Genomic DNA, 591 nt, shown 5'->3' on the forward strand with positions numbered 1-591 from the left:
CAGCCGCTCGGCCTGACCGACCTGCGGCTCGGCCTGAGCGCGCAGGACGGCGTCTGGAACTTCACGCAGGGCCTGGCCGGCAACCAGCTCGGCGTGGCGGCCGGCGCGATCGTCGTGCGCACCTCGCCGAAGCGCGCCTGGCCCGAGCCCGAGGCGCCGGTGCAAGGCGTGCTCGAGGCGCAGGTGGCGAACCTCGGCACCTGGGGCGCGTGGGTGCCGGCCGGCTGGCGCCTGGGGGGCAAGCTCGGCACCACCGCGACCATCGGCGGGCGCTTCGGTGCGATCGAATACACCGGCCACATGAAAGGCTCCGACCTGTCGGCGCGCAACATCCTGCAGGGCGTCAACGTGACCGACGGCGAGGTCGACATCGCGCTGCAGGGCGACAACGCGAAGATCAACACCTTCCAGGCGCGCGCCGGCAACGGCACCGTCAAGCTGAGCGGCGCGGCCGAGTTCGGCGAGAAGCCGCACGCGAAGATGACGCTGGTGGCCGAGCGCTTCCAGCTGCTGGGCCGGGTCGACCGGCGCATCGTCACCACCGGCCAGGCGCAGGTGGAGCTCGACCGCGACAACCTGAAGGTCGACGGC

At 72.6% G+C, this 591-nt stretch carries 1 pseudogene; it reads left to right on the forward strand.

Going from position 1 to position 591, the window contains the following annotated elements:
• A pseudogene (locus AC1D15_RS36255) lies at positions 1–591 on the forward strand (translocation/assembly module TamB domain-containing protein); the annotation flags it as partial.

The organism is Rhizobacter sp. P2_H2 (assembly GCF_056403375.1).